This is a genomic window from Bacillus sp. FJAT-42376 (assembly GCF_003816055.1).
GTDB lineage: Bacteria > Bacillota > Bacilli > Bacillales > Bacillaceae > Metabacillus_B.
This window is the reverse complement of the sequence record NZ_CP033906.1, coordinates 282,450-296,260: the sequence shown is the minus strand read 5'-3', so window position 1 is coordinate 296,260 and position 13,811 is coordinate 282,450. Positions and strand designations below refer to the sequence as shown.

Annotated in this window: 12 protein-coding genes; 10 read left to right on the top strand and 2 right to left on the bottom strand. The window is 44.6% G+C overall.

All coding sequences use genetic code 11. The features are described from left to right. Positions 1-58: 58 nt before the first annotated feature. The 10 genes from CEF21_RS01375 to CEF21_RS01330 all read left to right on the top strand — a co-directional run bounded on the left by CEF21_RS01375 (position 59) and on the right by CEF21_RS01330 (position 11,227). Positions 59-1,480 carry a M23 family metallopeptidase gene (locus CEF21_RS01375; protein WP_123913084.1) on the top strand — a complete coding sequence of 474 codons (1,422 nt, stop codon included), beginning with the start codon at positions 59-61 and terminating at the stop codon, positions 1,478-1,480. A gap of 296 nt (positions 1,481-1,776) precedes the next feature. Beyond that, positions 1,777-2,490 carry a response regulator YycF gene (gene yycF / locus CEF21_RS01370; RefSeq protein ID WP_123913083.1) on the top strand — a complete coding sequence of 238 codons (714 nt, stop codon included), beginning with the start codon at positions 1,777-1,779 and terminating at the stop codon, positions 2,488-2,490. 5 nt (positions 2,491-2,495) lie between these two features. Next, positions 2,496-4,334, top strand: a complete 1,839-nt coding sequence (walK, locus tag CEF21_RS01365) for a cell wall metabolism sensor histidine kinase WalK (RefSeq protein ID WP_123913082.1) — start codon at positions 2,496-2,498, stop codon at positions 4,332-4,334. Continuing rightward, on the top strand, positions 4,331-5,686 hold the full coding sequence (locus CEF21_RS01360; RefSeq protein WP_123913081.1) for a YycH family regulatory protein: 1,356 nt from the start codon (positions 4,331-4,333) through the stop codon (positions 5,684-5,686). The genes walK and CEF21_RS01360 overlap by 4 nt, the downstream gene beginning before the upstream one ends. Then, positions 5,673-6,494 carry a two-component system regulatory protein YycI gene (locus CEF21_RS01355; protein WP_123913080.1) on the top strand — a complete coding sequence of 274 codons (822 nt, stop codon included), beginning with the start codon at positions 5,673-5,675 and terminating at the stop codon, positions 6,492-6,494. The genes CEF21_RS01360 and CEF21_RS01355 overlap by 14 nt, the downstream gene beginning before the upstream one ends. A 6-nt stretch (positions 6,495-6,500) precedes the next feature. Continuing rightward, positions 6,501-7,295 carry an MBL fold metallo-hydrolase gene (locus CEF21_RS01350; protein ID WP_123913079.1) on the top strand — a complete coding sequence of 265 codons (795 nt, stop codon included), beginning with the start codon at positions 6,501-6,503 and terminating at the stop codon, positions 7,293-7,295. A gap of 69 nt (positions 7,296-7,364) precedes the next feature. Next, entirely contained in the window at positions 7,365-8,582 is a 1,218-nt protein-coding gene (locus CEF21_RS01345) for a S1C family serine protease (protein WP_123913078.1), read from the top strand. Positions 8,583-9,041: 459 nt separating this feature from the next. Further along, on the top strand, positions 9,042-9,197 hold the full coding sequence (locus CEF21_RS01340; RefSeq protein WP_123913077.1) for a CxxH/CxxC protein: 156 nt from the start codon (positions 9,042-9,044) through the stop codon (positions 9,195-9,197). A gap of 82 nt (positions 9,198-9,279) precedes the next feature. Continuing rightward, positions 9,280-9,759 (top strand): 23S rRNA (pseudouridine(1915)-N(3))-methyltransferase RlmH, encoded by a 480-nt coding sequence (rlmH, locus tag CEF21_RS01335; protein WP_123913076.1) that lies wholly within the window; start codon positions 9,280-9,282, stop codon positions 9,757-9,759. Between the two features lie 220 nt (positions 9,760-9,979). Then, entirely contained in the window at positions 9,980-11,227 is a 1,248-nt protein-coding gene (locus CEF21_RS01330; RefSeq protein WP_123913075.1) for a hypothetical protein, read from the top strand. A 365-nt stretch (positions 11,228-11,592) separates the two neighbouring features. Here CEF21_RS01330 and CEF21_RS01325 read toward each other — a convergent pair whose 3' ends face one another. Both CEF21_RS01325 and CEF21_RS01320 read right to left on the bottom strand, forming a co-directional pair. Further along, positions 11,593-12,456 (bottom strand): RNA polymerase sigma-70 factor, encoded by an 864-nt coding sequence (locus tag CEF21_RS01325; RefSeq protein ID WP_123913074.1) that lies wholly within the window; start codon positions 12,454-12,456, stop codon positions 11,593-11,595. Further along, positions 12,422-13,726: a phytoene desaturase family protein gene (locus tag CEF21_RS01320; RefSeq protein WP_123913073.1), complete on the bottom strand. Its 1,305-nt coding sequence runs from the start codon at positions 13,724-13,726 to the stop codon at positions 12,422-12,424. Before CEF21_RS01320 ends, CEF21_RS01325 begins: the two co-directional genes overlap by 35 nt. Between the last annotated feature and the right edge of the window lie 85 nt (positions 13,727-13,811).

Below are 13,811 nucleotides of genomic sequence, written 5' to 3'. Positions count from 1 at the left end.
TTAAACGGGTGCCTTTTTGAGAAGGGTGCGTTGAATAGCCTTCAGGAGGATTTTTTCTATGAATAAGCCAAACATTTCAAAGTTTAAGTATACGCTTGCATGCAGTGTGATGGTGTCGTCCCTTGTATTTGGATCCCATGCAGCATCCGCTGAAGAGCAGGTTTCTACCGTTTATCATTTATACATAGATGGAAAGAAGATTGGAACGATTGACAGCCAGGATGTGCTGAAACAGGCGGAAGCCGAGGCTGTCAAACGGGCAGGAAGCGAAATTCAGAAAAAAGGGCTGAATTTGACCGCGGGTCCCGTTGAGATTGTACCGGAGCAAATGTTCAGGCCGTTCGCGGATAATGAAGCTGCGAAGAAGGAGCTTGAATCACAGCTGAAAGTGGAGGCGAAGGCTTATTCCATCGTAATCGGCGGGAAAACGGCGGCTTCTTTTAACTCGAAGGAAGAAGCGGAGCAAAGCTTAAGAGCCTACTTGACCGGATTCATACCGGAAGAGCAGCTGAAGGCTTTTGAAGAGCATCAAAGAAGCGGCAAGGAATTTGAACCGATTCAAGAAGGCGAATCACGCATCACGGATATTACCTATTCCGCTCCCCCTGAAATCAAGGAGCAGAACGTGAAGCCGGAAGAGATTCGGAATACCGGTCAGGGACTGGATGCACTTAAGAATGGAACAAAAGAAGAGTCCCTTTACAGCGTTGAAGAGGGGGATACATTCGAAACCATCGCGCGTGATTTCGGTCTGTCAGCGGATGAGCTTCTGAAGCTGAACGGCGGCATGGATCCGCGCCTTTCCATCAAGACGGGCGATAAATTGAAGGTTCTTGTGTCAAAACCTTTTATGGAAGTGAAAGTGACGGAAGAATCATCAAACGTTGAGCCGATTGCTTTTGAAGAGGAAAAACAGGAAAACGGTGATCTTCCAAAGGGCGAGGAGAGTATTTCTCAAAAAGGAGAACCGGGTGAAGCGCTTCGTGAATACGTTTATACGAAAGTAAATGGAAGTGTGGCAGGCAAAACCACGGTAAAGGATGAAAAACGAAAGGATCCCGTCAAACAGATCATTCAAATTGGAACGAAAGAATTTTCCAAAGGGGAAGGATCCTTGAGCTGGCCTGCGATGGGCGGTCAGATTACGAGTAAAAAAGGCCAGCGCTGGGGCCGTGCCCATAAAGGAATCGACATTTCCGGCGTGCAGGACCGGACGATTAAAGCTGCAGACAACGGAAAGGTTGTTTTTGCCGGAAACAGCGGGGCTTACGGGAATAAGATTGAAATCGATCATCAAAATGGCATGAAAACGGTGTATGCTCATTTGGATTCCATCTCTGTTTCAGAAGGTGAAACGGTACAGAAGGGCTCTAAAATTGCGGTGATGGGCTCGACCGGACGTTCCACCGGAATGCATCTTCATTTTGAAGTATACAAAAATGGAAATCTGCAAAACCCGCTTGATTACGTAAAACAATAAGAAACAAGCTGACCTGAAGATGCCAGCGGGCGTCCATTCGGGTCAGTTTTTTTGTATAGGCTTGCTCCTATTGATCCTCCTGTAAATATCCCCTGCCTGCTGCAATCCGCAGCCGAATTTAACAGAACTTTTGTATTAGAAAAAAAGGATCAGCAGATTTGTCCGGCTGAGGCGCTTTTCTTCATGCATATGGTGGAAAAAAGGACATACTATCGGTATAATTAGTCTGTTTAGAGCTATAAAAATAATGACTTGATATAAAAAGTGAAACCTTGGCTAAGAGGGGCGGTATATGAATGGATAATAGAAGGATTTTAGTGGTGGACGATGAGAAACCGATTGCAGATATACTGGAGTTTAACTTAAAAAAAGAAGGCTACGATGTTCATTGTGCCTATGATGGGAACGATGCCCTGGTGCAGGTGGAGGAATTCCAGCCTGATCTCATTCTTCTCGACATCATGCTTCCGAGTAAGGATGGCATGGAAGTTTGCCGCGAAGTGCGGAAGAAATACGATATGCCGATCATTATGCTGACCGCTAAGGATTCTGAGATCGACAAGGTGCTCGGTCTTGAACTGGGTGCCGATGATTATGTGACGAAGCCGTTCAGCACACGCGAGCTTCTGGCCAGGGTAAAAGCCAACCTCCGCAGACAGCAGACGGCTGGAACAGCGGAAGAAGCGGCCGGAGATACGAATGAAATCGGCGTTGGTTCTCTCGTTATCCATCCGGATGCCTATGTCGTGACCAAACGCGGGGAAACGATTGAGCTGACACACCGCGAATTTGAACTGCTGCATTATTTGGCGAAGCACATTGGACAAGTCATGACCCGCGAACATTTGCTTCAAACCGTTTGGGGCTACGATTATTTTGGAGACGTCCGCACAGTGGATGTAACGGTCCGCCGTCTGCGGGAGAAAATCGAAGATAATCCAAGCCATCCGAACTGGATCGTCACGAGACGGGGCGTAGGGTATTATTTGCGGAATCCTGAACAGGAGTAAGCGAAATGACTAAAATAGGGTTTTTCCGTTCCATCCATTTTAAATTTGCCCTGATATTTGTATTGCTGATTGTTCTGGCGATGCAAATTATTGGGGTGTATTTTGTCAAGCAGCTGGAAGATTCACTGAAGGAAAATTTCAACAACTCCATCAACAAGCAAATTGAGCTCCTCAGCTACAGTCTTGGTGTAGAATTTGCCAAAAAACGTCCGGAAGATGATCCGGACACGCTGCAAAATGATATTACAAGTGTCCTGAATGATTATGCGACAAATGAAATTCAGGAAGTCCGTGTCATTGATCCAAACAGCTTCAAAGTTATCGCCACCTCTAATATCGGCAACCGGAATAACATCGTCGATAAGAAAGTAAACAACAATCTTGTGAAACGGTCCCTTATCGTTGGAGAAAATGATTATCGGGTTGTTTATGACCGGGAAACCCAAAATCGGGTCCGGATTTCTGCTACCCAGATCAAGGATGATTCCGGTACGATCCTCGGTATTCTATATATGGAAGCCTCTATGGAAGACATCTTCTCTCAAATGCGGAACATTAACAGCATTTTGGCGACAGGCACAGGCATAGCTTTGATCATCACCGCATTAGTCGGGATTTTCCTCGCCCGGACCATTACAAGGCCGCTTTCGGATATGAGAAAACAGGCGCTTGAACTTGCGAAAGGGAATTTTGGCCGGAAAGTCCGCATTTACAGCAATGATGAAATCGGGCAGCTTGCCTTAAACTTTAACCATCTGACGGAAGAACTGGAAGAAGCCCACTCCCAAACCGAGGGAGAGCGGAAAAAGCTCGCATCGGTTATTGCGAATATGACGGATGGAGTCATTGCGACGAACCGTAAAGGGGAAATCATTCTCGTGAATGATCCGGCTGTCCAGCTGCTGAACGTTTCACGTGAAACAGCCTATTCCATGACCATTACGTCGCTTCTGGATATTGAAGAAGAAGTGGAATTCGACCAGCTTATCGAGTCGCAGGAGCCTCTCCTTCTTGATTTCAGTTCAGATGACAAACCTCTCATTCTCCGAGTCAACTTTTCTGTTTTAGTGAAAGAACACGGCGGATTTATTGAAGGGTTAATCGCCATTATTTACGATGTAACCGAGCAGGAGAAGATTGACGAGGAACGGCGGGAGTTTGTGGCAAACGTCTCTCATGAGCTTCGCACACCGCTTACGACGATGCGGAGCTATCTCGATGCTTTGGCCGAAGGGGCTTGGGAGGATAAAGAAATTGCTCCCCAGTTTCTGCAGGTGACCCAGACGGAGACCGAGCGGATGATCCGGCTTGTCAATGACCTTCTGAATCTATCAAAAATGGACAGCCGCGATTACCGGATCAAACCGGACTGGATTAATTTCACCGTCTTTTTCAACAAAATCATCGACCGGTTTGAAATGACAAAATCACAAAACGTGACGTTTAAACGCGAGATCCCGAAAGAAGATCTTTATGTGGACATTGATACCGATAAAATTACGCAGGTACTGGATAACATTATTTCTAATGCCCTGAAGTATTCTCCGGAGGGCGGGAAAATCACCTTCAAAATCAAGGTGATGGAAGAAGAACTCATCATCAGCATCAAAGATGAAGGAGTAGGCATTCCGAAGGACAGTGTGAAAAAGATTTTTGACCGTTTTTACCGGGTGGATAAAGCAAGAACGAGAAAGCTCGGCGGAACCGGACTCGGCCTTGCGATTGCGAAAGAAATGGTACAGGCCCACTCCGGCGATATTTGGGCAGAAAGTAAGGAAAGACGGGGGACAACCATCTACTTCACGCTCCCGTACAATCCGAATCAAGAGGATGATTGGGAATGAAGCGGGAAACAGTGAAAACGCTCGTACTAGCCTTATTAGTCATTGTGAGTCTTTATCTGACATGGAACATCTGGACGTTTCAGCCGTCCCTCGATCCGATCGAGAACATGAAATACCTCGAAAGCAAGCCTTTGACGGAAGAAGAGAGGGAAATCGGCGAAGTGGTAAAACCCCAGCAGGTGTTTTACCATGGAGGAGACAGCCATTACAATGCGGACAGCAAAGCAGATGACATCTGGGAGTCACTGGCGAAGTGGAAGCTTGAGGATTCAAGGGATGTGTCCAATTCCAAAACCTTCAGCAGCAAAACGAAATTCCTGAACTTTGTTTCGGGACTGGACGGGCAGAAAAAGCTGGAGCTGATCTTCAGCCAGACGATTCCGGTGGAAACGTTCCAATCCATTTTGGACTGGAATTCCAAGACCGTAAAAAATCAGGCATTCGACCGGATTGTTGTTCCGTTTGACCGCGTCAAAACGCCAAAGCTGTATTTTATCTCGTACAAGAACCAAAAAGTTCTGGAAGTCAATTTAAATAACGACATCACGCAGCTTAGCGGGAAATATTTCAGCAGTCTGAACGAGTATGACCGGTATTTTACCTGGCAGGTCAATAAAGACTGTATCGTCATGCTGCCGGAGAAAAATCCGCTTTTTTCCCGCCAGTCCTTTTCCATGGGCACTTTTTCAGCCGATAAATTTAAACAGGCGTTATTCAATAATCCCTCTTATGTGACGAGCGGGGCAAGCGGCTCGCAGACGGTCTATACAGACGGCCAGCGCCGGATGGTGTACGATTCCGACCGCGGATCGATGAGGTTTACCGATAATAATGGGCTTAAGCGAACGGAAGCGGGCACGGGTCTTTCCAAAATCATGACTCAAAGCATCGACTACCTGAACTCCCGCGGCGGCTGGACGGATACAGATGAATATGTCTTCTTCAGCCACACGAAGGATCTTGAAATAACATTGAGAATGACGCTGAATGGCATGCCGATTTTTGCCAGCTTCGAGCCCCCTCTTCTGAAAACAACCATTACTCAGAATTGGGGCAGTACGGATGTGCTGAGCTATGAGCATCCGATCTTCTTCCGCAACTACGATTCGAATCCGGAACCGGTTAAGATTGAAAGCGGAGCAGAGCTTATTGAAATGCTTGAGGCAAGCAGAGGGGAACTGAGAAAGGACAACCTGTTCAGGGTCTTTCCAGCCTATGAGCTATCTAGATCCACAGAGGACCTGATTGTCGTGGCAGAGCCTGCCTGGTATGCAGAAACGAAAAGCGGCAATTACCTGATGATTCAGGATCCGAGAATCCTTGGGGGAGGCAGCCAGAATGGATTGGAGTAAAACAAAAACCATTTTTATTTTTGCTTTTCTTGTCCTCGACCTCTTCCTGGTGTGGCAGTATTCCCAGAAGGTGACAACAAGCAAATACGATTCAATTCAGAGCGAAACCATCCAGGAGCAGCTGAAAGCGGAAGGCATTACGTATCCCCCCTTACCGGCAGACAGTCCGGCGCTTGGGATCTTAACAGTGGAAAGGCGCCCTTTTACGTCCGAAGAAATTGCTGCGCTAAAGGATCAGAAGCCGCTGATCGATATCCAGGAGCAGATCGGAGAGACGAAAACCATCGATTTGCAAATGGAGCTGAAAACACCGGTTAAAATCAACCCAAAGGATTTAACCAAAGCGGACAGCTTCGTATCGACCAAGTTGCTATTCGGCGGAGATTATGTGTTTTGGAACTTTGATCAGAAGGCCGGGACCATTACGTATATTCAGCGTATCAACAATAAAATTGTGTATCAAAAGGGATCCGTTAAGCCAATGGGAGCGGTCATCCTGCATCTGAACAACCGAAATGAAGTCAAAAGCTATGAACAGACCTACATGAAAACGTCCGGTTCCGAGGAAGAGCAAAAGCTGGACAGCCTGACTGCCATCAATGTCATTCAGCAGCTTTACAATAAAAACGACCTGAAAAGCAAAGACGCGATTACAAAAATTGATCTGGGCTATTACACCGCCCAGGAACTAAATAAACAATCTCTGCAGCCGTATTGGTACATTGAAGTGAATGAACGAGATCATTATTTTGTCAATGCGTATGACGGCCAGATCATTCGACCGGATCAGCAGAAAAAAATGGAGTGAATAGAGATGAGCTTGCAATTTAGCGTACTTGCGAGCGGGAGTACGGGGAACGCCATTTATGTCGAGGCGGACGGACAGTCCTTTTTGGTGGATGCCGGCTTAAGCAACAAACAGCTTGGCCTGCTCATGAGCCAGATTGGCAAAAGCATGGACGATTTGAGCGGCATTTTCATTACCCATGAACACAGTGACCATATTAAAGGTCTAGGAGTGGCGGCACGAAAACATAAGGTGCCGGTTTATGCGAACGGAAACACGTGGAAGGCGATGGAGAAACTGATTGGTGAAGTACCGTCGGAGCAAAAGTTTCATTTTGAAACCGACACGGTGAAATCGTTCGGAGGACTTGATATCCAGTCGTTCGGTGTCTCCCATGACGCGGCAGAACCGATGTTTTACGTGTTTCACCATAACGGCCGCAAGCTTGCCCTTATTACCGATACCGGCTATGTGAGCGACCGGATGAAGGGGACCATCAAGGACGCGAATTCGTTCGTGTTTGAAAGCAACCATGATGTGAGCATGCTCCGGATGGGGCATTACCCGTGGAGCATTAAGCGCCGTATTCTTTCCGATGTCGGCCACGTCTCGAACGAAGACGCCGCCCTTGCAATGTCTGATGTCATCGGCGACAGCACCTCCCGCATCTACCTTGCCCACTTAAGCAAGGACAACAATATGAAGGACCTTGCCAGAATGTCGGTACAGCAGACATTGGAGAGCAAAGGATTCGTTTTAGGCGACCAAATTTCTTTGTACGACACCGACCCGAGTAAGCCGACTCCGCTAACAGCCGTCTAATAATTATTTTTTTGCACAAGCTTGAGTATAATAGCAAATAGCAGCATGCGAAAAAAAGGAGCTGGAACGATGGGGTATTATGATCAGGATTATCAGGAGCCGCCTCGCAGGCAAAAAGGGAACCGCGGCGGATGGTTTTTGGCCGGAATAACAGGAGCCATACTCGGAGGACTGATTGTCCTTTTTGCCGGGCCGACCGTCAATGACCTGGTGAACGGAAATTTCAACACAGGAGAAGAAACCTCTCCTGGAGCCAGGGAGCCGGCAGGACCGCAAAAACAGGTCTCCGTTAATGTCACTTCCGACATCACGAACATTGTGAGCAAAGTATCGAGCTCCGTTGTTGGAGTCATCAATATCCAGCAGTCCAACTTCTGGGATGAAGAACAGGGCAAAGGCGAAGCGGGAACCGGATCCGGCGTGATTTATAAAAAAGACGGGCCAAACGCGTTCATCGTTACGAACCACCACGTCATCGAAGGCGCCACACAGGTGGAAATCAGCCTCTCAGACGGCGCGAGAGTGAAAGCAAGGATTCTCGGAAGCGATAAGCTGACCGACCTTGCTGTCCTGCAGGTGAACAGCGACAAGATTAAGAACGTCGCTCCATTCGGAGATTCAGACAAAGTAAAACCGGGCGAGCCTTCCATCGCTATCGGAAATCCGCTCGGGCTTCAGTTTGCCGGCTCCGTAACACAGGGAATCATCTCCGGGACGGAACGCGCCATTCCAATTGACGAGAACGGCGACGGCCAGGCCGACTGGAACTCGGAGGTCATTCAGACGGATGCCGCGATCAACCCTGGAAACAGCGGTGGCGCCCTCATCAACATCGACGGAAAAGTGATTGGCATCAACTCGATGAAAATCGCCGAGTCGTCCGTTGAGGGAATCGGACTCGCGATACCAGTCAATATCGCAAAACCTGTCATTGAAGATCTTGAAAAGTACGGAGAAGTCAGAAGGCCGTTCCTCGGTTTAAGCATGCGTTCACTTGACGAAGTATCCAGCTACCATCAGGAGGAAACCCTCAAGCTTCCAAAGAGCGTCACACATGGTGTCGTCGTATTTGAAGCAGAGCCCCTCTCCCCTGCCGGCAAAGCAGGCATCAAGCAGATGGACGTCATCACCCAAATGGATGGCAAGGATATTAAAGACATCATCCAGCTTCGCAAAGTGCTATATGAACTGAAACCAGGAGACACAATCTCCATCACCTTCTACCGCTCAGGGAAAAAACAGTCGGTGGATGTTAGGCTTGGTGAATCAAGAGCACAAGGAAGCTAAAGAGGCTGTCCAGAAAGTCAGTTTTCAAAGCGGCTTGGTTTTGGCTGATTTCCGCTCCAGAATGCTCAGCGACCAGCGGGGCGGGCGGGGAGCCTCCGCGGCGCAAGCGCCTGTGGGGTCTCACCTGTCCCGCTGCTCCCGCAGGAGTCTCGCATCTTTCGCTACAATCAGCCTTACTTAAAACTGTTTCTAATAAAAACGAAACCTTGGAATGCAAAATGCGTCCCGTTGGTTTCGTTTTTGTATTTGTAGTGGTTAAACTTGGATGTTAATTTCCGCTGCGGGCGGTCGCTTTGAATCTCACGCATTTCGCCACAAACAATTTAAAAAAATAATTGTTATCGTTTTAAGTCTCTGTGGATATCTTCAGTCATTCCTTTTTTTATTTGGGGTGTGGATAAATAGGCGGTTTGGTGTAAAATAAGAAAGGAATTCACCTGTGGATAAGGAGGAAACAACATGAAAGCATGCGCAGATCATGTCGAAACAGCAATAGATATGTATGTTGACGAGCACGAATTGGCTCCGGAAATAATAAAAATTGAAGAAACGAACAGGTTATCCACAACCTGTGAATTGTGCGAAAACCCAGCCATATATATAGTGGGGGAATAAACTTTCGCCCCCGGATGTGGATGGGAAATACACAATTGTGGATAACTCTTGTGAATATCGTAATTTAAAGTGGGGATAACCTGTGAATATATCGATCATAACGGTTGGAAAACTAAAAGAAAAATACTTAAAACAAGGAATCGACGAATATTTGAAGAGGCTCGGACCGTACGCAAAAATGGACATCATCGAGCTTGCCGATGAAAAAGCCCCTGAAAATTTGAGTGAGCAGGACATGAAAATCGTCAAAGACAAAGAAGGCGAACGGATTCTGGCGAAGATTTCAGATGATACCCATGTGATTGCTCTGGCGATTGAAGGAAAAATGAAATCGTCGGAGCAGCTTGCTGCGGATTTGGACAGGCTGGCGACATACGGGAAAAGTAAGGTTGCGTTTGTGATTGGCGGATCACTTGGATTAAGTGATGCGGTGATGAAGCGGGCGAATGATACGCTGTCGTTTTCGAAGATGACTTTTCCGCATCAGCTGATGAGGCTGGTTTTAGTGGAGCAGGTTTATCGGGCTTTTCGGATTAATCGGGGGGAGCCTTACCATAAGTAAGAGGTTTTTTCGTTAACTAAGCCACCATGTAATAATTTATTGAAAAGACATGTGAAGTGATATTATTGTTTAACCAAAGTGGGAGGAGATTAGAAAAATATTATTTTTTTAATTATCCGAGGATCATGATGTGAAAAATAGAATAGTTTGTATATGCTTCTCTCCTGAATTTGGTATAATTAACTAATTATCAACTAACTAATTTATGTCGGAGGTTGCAGTGGAATTATACAATGTTGAAGATGTGTTTGTATCTGTAGGATTTCCAGAGTATACGTACATTTCCCGCGAAAATATAGAACGTGAAATGAAACTAGGTAAGGTTAATAGGGCTAAGCAAATTCTAGTTTATGGTGGATCCAAAATGGGTAAAAGTAATCTTTGGAGGAAACACTTTGGGGAAGATGATATTATTAAAATTCCCGTTAACTCAAATAAAACAGTAGATGATATATATTCAGAAATTTTATCGGAATTGCAGGCATTCTATACTACTGAAAAGGGCCAATCAACAGGTATTACAGCTGCTTTATTGGGAGAACTACAAGCAAAGGTATCAGCCCTTTTTAGTGCTAAATTGCAAGCCTCTATTCAATCAACTCGTACAAAAAGTGATAAAGAGGCTCCAGTAATTAACCCTGTTATCGGAGCAAATCTAGTTATAAAGTATCTAAAACCGAGTCGAAAAGTTATTGTCCTTGAGGATTTTCATTACGCAAATGAAGATGTAAAAAAACAAATTTCTCAAGATTTAAAAGCGTTTTCCGATGAACGCCAACAATTTGTTATGTTGAGTGTAGAACCACTAAACACAGATTTAGTTCTATATAACTCAGATTTAATGGGCAGAATCATTGGTATATCCGTAGGAGCATTTTCTTACCCTGAATTGTTTGAAATGATTAAAAGAGGAACAAAACTCCTTCATATTAGTTTTTCAAACGAACTTATTGATAGAATCGTAAACGAATCGATGTATAGTGCTGCATTAGCGCAAGATATTTGTCTAAGAATATGTTTTGAAATAGATGTCATGAAAACAGCTTCAATTAAACAAGATTACGATGATCTAGGTCTTGTGGATCGAGCATGTCAATCTATTGCTAGTGATAATGAATTTGCTTACAATAAAATTGTTGCAGAAGTTGCAGCAGGCGGAAGATCAGATGGAACTACTGAAAAATACAAATGGTTTTTAAGAATGGTTCGAGATACCGATATACCTGAAGAAGGTTTAAGGAATACAGAAGTTTTACAACGATTAAGAGCCATGGGTCATACAGAGATTGAGCAAAATTCAGTTACAAGTGGATTAAAGTATTTGCCCAGCTTGTTAGCTCGAAGAAATTTACCTCCAGTTTTTGGGTATAACGGCGGTGATGGGGCTGAGAGGTTCTATTTATTGGATAAGTATATGAAGTTTGTATTTAAATGGAGACCAGGGCTCATTGATACTCTCTTTGTTTAAAATGGGTGCACACTGTTTTGTGCTCCTCTCTTTTTAGACATATATATATATAAACCCCACTTAGAACTATTACTAGGAACCGTATCACAAGTAAGCAAAAAGTTGTTTGCAGGAGAAGCGTTAATGCTTTAACGCTTCTTTAATCATGTGAGTTACCAGCATTAATGATTGAAGGAGTAAGTTTTTTAATTTTCTTGTCCACTTTAGACAAAATCCTTGAGAATAAAGATAACTTTCTTGGGATTATAATACGGACATTTTTATGGAGTTATACCGACCTTGACAACTTTGAGTTGTAGATTAGATTTAATAAATCCGGAATTCCTGTCAGTATGGTCTTTCTTTCTCTCTCTTCTCTACACCTCTTAATGAACAGGTAATTTATCTGGATTCATCGTAATATACATTTCATCTATTTTTTCATTCCGAATATAAAAACTGACAATACTTTGAATCCTGCCATTCATGTAGGTCACGATTGCTGGCTGGGAATTGACATTTTTAACTTCAAAATAAAAGTCCTCGGGCGCTTTTTTTATGATTCCGTATAATAAGGATAGAACATGAGAGAAGGATTCGATTGGGCGGATAGCAGCCGTGACTTTTCCGCCGCCATCGGAAAACAGCGTGACATTTTCTGAGATAAGCTCTAATAGGACATCAATCTTTTGCGTTTGAAAGGCTTCTATAAAGCGATTAATCAATAGCATATTCTTCTCATAGTTCAGGCTTTCGCCTTCTGCACGTGAGATCTTTTGCTTTGCCCTGCTAAGAATTTTTCTGCAGTTTTCTTCTTTCTTTTCAATGATGTCAGCGATTTCTGAGTAGGGGAAATCAAATACCTCTCTTAAAAGAAGAATGGCCCGTTCGTCTGGTTTCAGATGCTCCATCATTCGTAAATAAGCCATACTTAATCCTTCTTTTTGTATAAGCGTTTCAGATGGGTCAAAGGCTTGCAGTTTTTCAAGCAGCAGCGGCTCGGGATTCCATGGTCCCACATACTGTTCCCGTCTGTGCTTGGCAGACTTTAAGGCATCAAGACAGAGGTTTGTCATGACTTTGCATAGATAGGCTTTCTTGATTCTTATATTTTCTTCTTTTAATAGGTGATATTTTAGAAACGTTTCCTGGACCATATCCTCTGCTTCCGCGACTGAACCTAACATCCGATACCCTATTGAAAACAGCAGGGGTTTAAAAAGCTGGTACTCTTCTTTCGTTATTTGCACGATTATTCTCCTTCTCCTTTAAAAGGATATCTTCAGCTGCTTGTTTGCCGCTGCTGACGGCTCCATCTGCCAGGATGCAGCTGGGGGAAGCCCAGTCTCCTGCTATATATAATCCCGGAATTTCTGATTTAGAACGCAGTAGCTTTTGCTCATCTCCTAATCTGGGTAAGCGCTGGTTTACTGTAATGCTGGGAATAAATCGTTTTGTGATCACATATTGCTGCCACCCTGGCTGCAGTCTATCCAGGAATTGTTCAAGCTCGTTTTGAATCCTTGTTTTATCAAGGTGATCATTAGGGTGATGATATTTAAATACATGAAGAACGGTGCTTTTGGTGTCATCAGAAAGGCGGGCATAATTTGAGTGTACAGAATAATAAAGGGGATCTGTCATGCCCATGGCGAATAACCGCCCCGGGTTGGGAAGCTGTGTTAAAGCTAGATCCAACGTTGCCCCTTTTACAGCTGTTATCTGTGAAAGAAAGCTGTTTTGATTATTTAACATGTCATTAAGTTCATGTGGGCCAGTTGTACAAATGACATACCTCGCGTGAACTTCTTCTTCATTAGACAGGATTAATGTAAATGAATCCCGTTGGACGGGTTCGATCTGTTTAACAAAAGTATGAGATTGAAGCTGAACCCCCGAGATGATTGCCTTATTGTGCAGCTGGTCGATAATTGTTTGCCAGCCCCCGTCCACATACAGGACGCCCCCCATAGAAGTTTTGATATAGGAAACGGCTAGTTTGGCGCTCACCATTTCAGGAGCATGACAATAGGTGGAAAGTCTGCCAAGCATATAGAGTAATGACTGAACTTTTTCAGACTTACTGGTCTGCATGACCCACTGCTGAAATGTTTGCTCTGCTAAATTTTCTGGATCAATCTTCATTACTTTCAATAAAACCGCAATCCATTCCATACGTTCCTTCCCGTTCAAAAACTTTGTTGTAAAAAGTTCCAGAGGTGAAAGCGGGGCAGCATAGTCGGTATTGTTTTCAACTACTATACCGCCTAATTTGGGTGATTTTCCAGTAAGACTAATACCTAATTCTTCGAGAATGGACTTGGCTTTTCCTTTTTTAAAAAGGGCATGCGGACCTAGGTTTAAATATTGCCGATTCATCTTGCTGGTTCTAGCCCTGCCGCCAGCTTTTTTTCCTTTTTCTATTATTAACACCGATAAATTGGTGTCTGCTAAGCAGTTCGCTGCAACATAACCGGCTAATCCGCCGCCAACTATTACAACATCCCATTTTTGAGTCATAAGATAACCTCCTAAAAGTTACTTCATCACTCAAGACGACGAAGGGTGAAGAGATGTGACATCGATTCAAAAGTTTTAATGAGAA

Bases quoted from the DNA above. Each gene is read 5' to 3' on its own strand.
- CEF21_RS01375 (WP_123913084.1), top strand. From the start codon at position 59: ATGAATAAGCCAAACATTTCAAAGTTTAAGTATACGCTTGCATGCAGT.
- yycF (WP_123913083.1), top strand. From the start codon at position 1,777: ATGGATAATAGAAGGATTTTAGTGGTGGACGATGAGAAACCGATTGCA.
- walK (WP_123913082.1), top strand. From the start codon at position 2,496: ATGACTAAAATAGGGTTTTTCCGTTCCATCCATTTTAAATTTGCCCTG.
- CEF21_RS01360 (WP_123913081.1), top strand. From the start codon at position 4,331: ATGAAGCGGGAAACAGTGAAAACGCTCGTACTAGCCTTATTAGTCATT.
- CEF21_RS01355 (WP_123913080.1), top strand. From the start codon at position 5,673: ATGGATTGGAGTAAAACAAAAACCATTTTTATTTTTGCTTTTCTTGTC.
- CEF21_RS01350 (WP_123913079.1), top strand. From the start codon at position 6,501: ATGAGCTTGCAATTTAGCGTACTTGCGAGCGGGAGTACGGGGAACGCC.
- CEF21_RS01345 (WP_123913078.1), top strand. From the start codon at position 7,365: ATGGGGTATTATGATCAGGATTATCAGGAGCCGCCTCGCAGGCAAAAA.
- CEF21_RS01340 (WP_123913077.1), top strand. From the start codon at position 9,042: ATGAAAGCATGCGCAGATCATGTCGAAACAGCAATAGATATGTATGTT.
- CEF21_RS01320 (WP_123913073.1), bottom strand. From the start codon at position 13,726: ATGACTCAAAAATGGGATGTTGTAATAGTTGGCGGCGGATTAGCCGGT.